This window comes from Cryobacterium sp. M91 (assembly GCF_002929615.1).
Lineage (GTDB): Bacteria > Actinomycetota > Actinomycetes > Actinomycetales > Microbacteriaceae > Cryobacterium > Cryobacterium levicorallinum.
Genome location: NZ_PJJT01000044.1, coordinates 1 through 6,660, shown reverse-complemented (window position 1 = coordinate 6,660; position 6,660 = coordinate 1). Strand labels below are relative to the sequence as shown.

Sequence of the window (6,660 nt, the reverse complement as noted above, 5' to 3'; positions counted from 1 at the left end):
CTTGCAAGCGTTGCCGGCGTCGCACCAGCTCCCAGAGACTCCGGCCGCATCAGCGGCAACCACCACCGGCCCCGCCGATTCAACCGGCGACTCCTGCGCACCTGCTACCTCGCCGCCTTGTCGAGCCTGAAAAACAGCCCCGCCTCGAGAATCTATTACGACCGGAAACGGGCGGAAGGAAAGTCACACAAACAAGCCTTCCTCGTTCTGTCCCGACGCCTCATCAACGTCATCTGGGCCATGCTGCGCGACCACACCCCCTACCAAGAACCTGCCATCCACCGGCCCCTCGCCGCTTGACAAAGACATTGAGATTCCCAATGACCGGGGATGATGCGGTCGTCGACTTCGGCGGGTCGTTCACTCAGGAGCGGACCCGAGAAGCGTGAACGCCTCGCGGTGGTGCTGCGCCGGGGTAACCGTCCGCGTCGGCCCGTGCGCAGGTGACGGGTCATCTCCCGCGTGAGACCGTGATTCTGCGGCGAATACAGGGCTTGGTAGATGCTCTCGTGGACGACGTTCATGGCTGGCTGGCCGGGGAAGTCGGCGCTCAATTGGTAGCTGATCTGTCGCGGGCTCCACCGTTCCTTCAGCTTCTTTTGGATCGCGTCGCGCAGTGGCGTAGTCGCGGCGATCTTGCTTTGTCGAGGGCGTTTACGTGCCGCGTCGGCGAATGTTTGAGCGGCTCGGGGTGCGTATCGCTTGGCGCGCGGGGCTTGATTGCGGCGCACTTCTCGGCTGATGGTGGATGGGCTTCGCCCCAGCGCTGCTGCGATCTGGCGCAGGGACGTGCTGGCGTGCAGCGCGTCGGCGATGTGCACCCGCTCGTCCTCGGACAGGTACCGCGGGGAGATTACGGTGGGGGCGATCCGGGAGATTGGGGCGTAGGTCGTCTCGCGGCCGTGCGCTTTTTTCACGGTCCGGCCGTGGCGCCAGCGCATCCCTGTTCGCCGATTGATTTTCAGTGTTCGACACGCCTCGGCGTTGCTGATTCCCTGCCTCATGAGCCGAGCATATTCAACACGTGTCTCGGTCATTGGCAGCGCGCCGGTAACCTTCTTACGGGTTCGGGAACTGTCTGTCATCGCTACTCCTAGAACTCAGGTGTTGCGACGTTGGCTGGAATACGCCCCTGCGGGTATGGCCACCCGTGGCCCCGCGGCGCGGCATGTGCTTGACTGGGTCGCATGGCTCATACCGTTGCGGATCAGCTCATCGCACAGCTCTCAGACGCCGGGGTGCGGCGCATCTACGGCATCGTCGGCGACAGCCTTAACCCGATCGTCGACGCGGTGCGGCGCAGTGGCGGGTCGAGGAAGGGCGGCATCGACTGGATCCATGTGCGCAACGAAGAGGCGGGAGCGTTCGCTGCCGGCGCCGAAGCTCAGCTCACCGGCGAACTCGCCGTGTGTGCGGGCAGCTCGGGCCCCGGCAACCTGCACCTGATCAACGGACTGTACGACGCTCATCGCTCCGGCGCACCCGTGCTCGCGATCGCGAGCCACCTGCCGACCAACCAGATCGGCACGTCGTTTTTCCAGGAGACGCACCCCGACCGGCTTTTCGTCGAATGTTCCCACTACTGCGAGCTCATCTCGACCGCCAAGCAGGCGCCTCGGGTGATCAACGCCGCGATGCGGCATGCGATCGGTCTCCGCGGCGTCGCGGTCGTCACGATTCCCGGCGACCTCGCCGAGCTCGACGCCGACCGCCCAGCGCCGACGCTCGTGCTGCCGTCGCGGGCGGCGCTGGTTCCGGATGAGGCGGACATCCGCGCGCTTGCGTCGGCGATCGACTCGGCGAAGACGGTCGCGATCTTCGCGGGCATCGGTGTCGCGGGCGCCCACGACGAGGTCGTCGCCTTCGCGGACCTCCTCGCCGCTCCCATCGGACACTCGATCCGCGGCAAGGAGTACATCCAGTACGACAACCCCTTCGACGTCGGTATGACGGGACTTCTCGGGTACGGTGCCGCTCACGCCGGCATCCACGATGCCGAGCTGCTCATCCTGCTCGGCACCGACTTTCCATACGACCAGTTCCTGCCCGACGGGCGCAAGGTCATGATCGCCCAGGTCGACAGTGCACCTGACCACATCGGACGGCGGGCGAACGTCGAGTATCCGATCCACGGCGACGTACGCTCCACGATCGCGGCGCTCACCGCGCTCATTGCTCCAAAGACCAATCGCAGGTTCCTCAAGAAGACCCTCGATCGCCACCACAGGCTGCTCGACTCGGTCGTCGGTCAGTACACCGACGTTCAGTACACCGACGTTGAGACGACGATTCCGATCCATCCGGAGTTTGCGGCATCCGTTCTCGACGAGCTGATGTCGAATGACGCGATTGTCACGGCCGACACCGGAATGTGCAACGTCTGGCAGGCCCGCTACATCACCCCGAACGGACGCCGTCGGCTCATCGGCAGCTACCTGCACGGGTCGATGGCGAACGCTCTGCCGCAGGCGATCGGTGCGCAGCTCGCCTACCCGGGGCGACAGACCGTCGCGATGGCGGGCGATGGCGGGCTGTCGATGCTCATGGGTGAGCTCATCACGGCGGTCGCCTACAAGCTGCCGGTGAAGGTCGTCGTCTTCAACAATTCGACCCTCGGCCTCGTGAAGCTCGAGATGCTCGTCGACGGGCTGCCTGACTTCGGTGTCGACGTTCCCGCTGTCGACTTTGCGACGATCGCGAAGGCGGTCGGATTCCATGCGGTGCGTGTCGATGACCCGCGAATGCTCCGCAGCGCCCTCGCGGAGGCACTCGCGCACGACGGTCCTGCGCTCGTCGACATCATCACCGACCCGAACGCGCTGTCGCTGCCTCCGACGATCACCGCTGACCAGGTGAAGGGCTTCGGACTCGCGCTGTCGAAGGTCGTCCTGAACGGCGGCGTGGGGGAGACGGTGCGGATGGCGCGGTCGAACATCCGCCATTTGCCTGGCCTGTAGCGGCCGTCGCGCTGTCTGCGAGCGAGTCGGTCAGTACACGAACACCTGCAGCCACTCGCGATTGTGCGCATGCACGCGGAACACGACGAGGTCGAACAACAGGTGCACGCAGACGACGTAGGTGAGCGCCTTAATGCGGCTGAAGATGCTGCCCTGCAGCAGTGCGAACGGGATCGCGGGTGCGCTCGTGAGTGAGGTTCGACCGGGTGCGATTCGGGTCCCGCAGCTGGCGGATCGGCTCTGGTGGCACGAAACTGGCCCGCAGCAGGTTGTGGGCGGCGAGCTAGGCTAACCACCTCGCTTCTGAGAGATCGGATTGACGTCCCGGGATATTGCGCGCAGTTTTTGCCTTGGCCAGTTCCACGTTCAGCGACTCGGCCAGCAGAAAATTGAACGGTTTCCAGTAGTCGCCGGTGGCCTCCACCACCACCGTCGCCGCGGACTCCTCCAGGTCACGGCGCAGGCGCACGATCTCGTTCGTCGTCGACCCATACGTGGCCGCGGTCTTGCTGAATGTTCCCGCGCGTGTCCCCGATATTCGGATACAGACCTTCGCGTCGCGTTTGGAGATCTCCATCCCCGCGGCACGTTCGTGCACGATGTCCATCATCTACTCCTTCGCATCTGCTTCTAACGGCACCGCCGGACGGTGGTGCCAGGTGCCGCGGGAAGGGCGGGGAAAATGATTCAGGAATCTACTAACCGGGCTCATTAAACCCCATGCTGCTGGGCTTGCGGCACCAATCCACGGTTCCCGTGGAAGCCCTCCACACCACGGTTCCCGTGGAAGCCCTCCACACCACGCTCGTAAAAAGGATCGAAGCGCTAAGACACACCGGCGTCGACTGCGACACCATCATCATCCGCCGCCGCCCAGCCGGGGTCGCCTCAGAAAAAGGAATAAAACGTACGCTAACGGAGCCGGCTCGTAGAGCACCTGTCGTGAAATTGCTTGTTGCAACAGCGTGATCGTACGAGACGGATTTCCGTACTCCGCGATAGGGCCGTGGGCGCAAGTGCCCCTTTACGACCATTCGCATCGGTCAGGAAGGAAGCCGTCCTTTGGATTCGCCGCTATGAGAGACTGACCGTGATGACAATGCTTAGGGCGAGGTGGGGAGCAGCCCTCGTCTGCGCCATCGTGCCGGCTGTGGCCTTGGCCGGTTGCAGTACTGAGTATCACGGTTACGACAGCAGAATTGATGGTGTCCTCTGGCGACAAGTTGCCAGTTTCGAAGATCCCCTGTCTCGAAGTATCTACGCGCCGTTGGTAAACGAGCCGACGGCGTACCTCGATTCTGTCGACAGCGCACTCTGGGAGAGAGCAGCAGCCTCGGTGGCAGACCTCGGAGTCGAGGACGGCGGGGTCGTCTTGTACGATATCTCCTCAACCGAGTCGACTGCGGAGTTCTCTGTGTTCATTAGCTCTGGACCTCGATCCGATGATTCCGCCGATGAGGTGCTCTATTACGACGGTCCGAGCTCTGTCTTCACCTGCTACGGAATCACGGCGCGTTTTTATCCGGAAGCGACGCCGTTAGTGGATCGGGTCATTTTCGCGGAGTGTCCAGCAGCTCTCGTGAAGGCGGCGCCACTGGACGCGGCCTTCGCTAGTGGGGAAGTGTTCGATGGGTAGCGCGGAAGCCGCCGCGGGCGGTTGACCAGCTGATGGGTGGAGTCGGGGTGAACGCGGAGACTGATGTAGCGGGCGGACTAGAGGATATGACCACCGATACCGCTCTTGCCCTTCCTGTCGGAGTGGTCGCGTAAAGCGCTGATGAATCAGATCATCAACCGCACTCGCGAACGAATCGGATCCGCTCCCACCAACTTCACGCGGCAGCTGCCCTTGCCGATTGGGAACTTGGGCGTCGGGCAGCCAAAGACTCGTACGTGTTCGAGTTCTTTGAGCTCACTGACCAGGTGTCTGGTCGTCTCGCTACGCCTTACCCACCGGCCGGGTGGAATCTTTGGTGGTGGGCTTGCGTGGGGTGCGGTTCTCGGCGCTGGTCGGGTCTTCCTCATCGACCTCGTCGTGCACGGCACGGATGTTGTCGACAGTAGTGTTCAGTAGCGCCGTGATCAGGGTCACCGTCTCAGTCGTATCAACTTCTCCGTCGGGAAATGCGGGTAGGTGTGTGGTCGTTGTCACTGTGCCGGAGCGGCCGTCGGGCAGGGCGTCAAGGGCGCGCATTCGTTCGGCCAGCTCGTCAGAGAACAGACGCGCGTCGGTGATGATCTCGTCGAGCTGGAGGTGTAAGTCGCGGAAGTTCTTGCCCACCACGCTCCAGTGCGCCTGCTTGCCTTGGATGTGAAGCTCGATCATGTCAACCAGGACTGACTACAAGTTGCTGCCGAGTTGTGCGGATGCTTTCATGGAGTTCCTTTCATTACGAGCGGGAAGCAGGTCGGCCTAATGATCAGCCGGCTCCCCGCCTACTGGACCGTCCCAGTTCTTATGCCGCCGTTTGCCGGCGGCTTCGCTTTTTCATGGGTCATTTTCATCAGCGTAATAGTTGCACTTGTACTTTTCAGGTGCACGTTACCGAGAGAGCTATGCAACCTTCGATCATTGCACCAGTCGGGCCAGTCGAAGGTGGGTTTCTCAGCATCGCGGAGTCTGAAACATACCTGGTGCAATCGGTGAATTTTGGCGTGGTGCGGTCAGGCTGATCTTTAGTTTTAGGAGAGCATCACTCCACAATGCCCCATTGGTCGAATATTCCATCGCAGACCGGTGCCGAGTGCTGAGGGACAAAAGAATTGTGACGACACAAAACGTCGATGAGGGTAGGCGGAGAACGGGCACAGAGGGAGCAGATGCGTGCTTGGCTCTGGCATTTTCTTCTCGCGAGTGGCAACGTGGGTACTGCGCAAGACGAGACGGAAGGATGCCGATAATGTCAGAGTCGCAGCGAGTGCGCGATCAACGATCGCTGACTACGTCGATGGGCGCTATCTGGCTTGTGGTGGGTGGCGCTCTTACGCTCATCTGCGCCGGGCTACTTTTCGCTATGCAGTGGCTCAGCCCAGCCGGGGTCGCGACCACAGGATTGGTTATCGTATTGGTTCTGTATGCGGCGATGGTGGTCATCCGTTTTGCCGTGAGTCGTAGACGACTGCGGCTCGGCCTCCTTGCAACGTTTACCCTGCTGATCGTGATTATTTTTCTCATCTGTGCGGTGGTCGTCACGGCAATGGAGTGGGGCGCGGTCAGCCCGTCGTAATTGTGTTGACTTTGCCATCCCTGTTTGATTCCTGTGGATTTTTTCCGCGCGGTCGCAGAGGCATCGAATTTTCCTCGGATGCGAGTCCGTCATGTTCATAGACGTGGTGTTGTTCCAGCGAGCCGATAGGTAGCAGCTTGTCGGGTCACGTCCGGCTGGATGGGCGCCAGCGTCAAGGCTCACCGGCGCAGGCCCCATGACACGCCCATGGCGGTGCGTTCGATTGGGTGCAGTCAGGGCCGGTCCGGCTTGTGCGCAGACGATTACCGGGAGGCTTCATGGTCCGGCCCATACGGTTGCGAGGCAACGAGGGGCTCGTTAGCACTGTGATCGGGTGGAACACAATGAGAGGTATCACGCTGGCAACAGCGAAAAGAACGGTGTGGCTGGCCTTGCCCCCGGTTAGTGGACACGGGTTAAGCGGCGAGTTGAACTTCCGCGGTCTGTGATGAGTATTGCAGTTCGAAGTCGACTGG

6 protein-coding genes and 1 pseudogene are annotated in these 6,660 nt (G+C 61.9%); 4 read left to right on the top strand and 3 right to left on the bottom strand.

What is annotated here, in order from left to right:
• The coding region (locus CXY80_RS00780; RefSeq protein ID WP_146070607.1) for a transposase at window positions 1-300 on the top strand (300 nt) is incomplete at its 5' end.
• On the opposite strand, the gene CXY80_RS00775 is transcribed toward CXY80_RS00780, so the two are convergent.
• Window positions 261-1,085, bottom strand: a complete 825-nt coding sequence (locus CXY80_RS00775; RefSeq protein ID WP_104131209.1) for an IS30 family transposase — start codon at window positions 1,083-1,085, stop codon at window positions 261-263. The genes CXY80_RS00780 and CXY80_RS00775 overlap by 40 nt on opposite strands.
• A gap of 102 nt (window positions 1,086-1,187) precedes the next feature.
• Here CXY80_RS00775 and CXY80_RS00770 point away from each other — a divergent pair, with 102 nt between their 5' ends.
• Entirely contained in the window at window positions 1,188-2,957 is a 1,770-nt protein-coding gene (locus CXY80_RS00770; RefSeq protein WP_104131208.1) for a pyruvate dehydrogenase, read from the top strand.
• Between the two features lie 283 nt (window positions 2,958-3,240).
• Here CXY80_RS00770 and CXY80_RS00765 read toward each other — a convergent pair whose 3' ends face one another.
• Window positions 3,241-3,567, bottom strand: coding sequence for an IS110 family transposase (locus CXY80_RS00765; protein WP_146070606.1), 327 nt, complete (start codon window positions 3,565-3,567; stop codon window positions 3,241-3,243).
• Between the two features lie 480 nt (window positions 3,568-4,047).
• On the opposite strand from CXY80_RS00765, the gene CXY80_RS00760 reads away from it, so the two are divergent.
• Entirely contained in the window at window positions 4,048-4,593 is a 546-nt protein-coding gene (locus CXY80_RS00760; RefSeq protein ID WP_146070605.1) for a hypothetical protein, read from the top strand.
• Window positions 4,594-4,956: 363 nt separating this feature from the next.
• On the opposite strand, the pseudogene CXY80_RS00755 reads toward CXY80_RS00760, so the two are convergent.
• A pseudogene (locus CXY80_RS00755) lies at window positions 4,957-5,283 on the bottom strand (Dps family protein); the annotation flags it as partial.
• 574 nt (window positions 5,284-5,857) lie between these two features.
• Between CXY80_RS00755 and CXY80_RS00750 the strand changes: the two are divergent.
• A complete protein-coding gene (locus CXY80_RS00750) occupies window positions 5,858-6,184 on the top strand; it encodes a hypothetical protein (RefSeq protein ID WP_092453158.1) in 327 nt (108 codons plus the stop codon).
• Window positions 6,185-6,660: the final 476 nt, after the last annotated feature.

Excerpts from the sequence above, each read along its gene's own strand:
- CXY80_RS00775 (WP_104131209.1), bottom strand. The coding sequence starts at position 1,085 with ATGACAGACAGTTCCCGAACCCGTAAGAAGGTTACCGGCGCGCTGCCA.
- CXY80_RS00770 (WP_104131208.1), top strand. The coding sequence starts at position 1,188 with ATGGCTCATACCGTTGCGGATCAGCTCATCGCACAGCTCTCAGACGCC.
- CXY80_RS00765 (WP_146070606.1), bottom strand. The coding sequence starts at position 3,567 with ATGATGGACATCGTGCACGAACGTGCCGCGGGGATGGAGATCTCCAAA.
- CXY80_RS00750 (WP_092453158.1), top strand. The coding sequence starts at position 5,858 with ATGTCAGAGTCGCAGCGAGTGCGCGATCAACGATCGCTGACTACGTCG.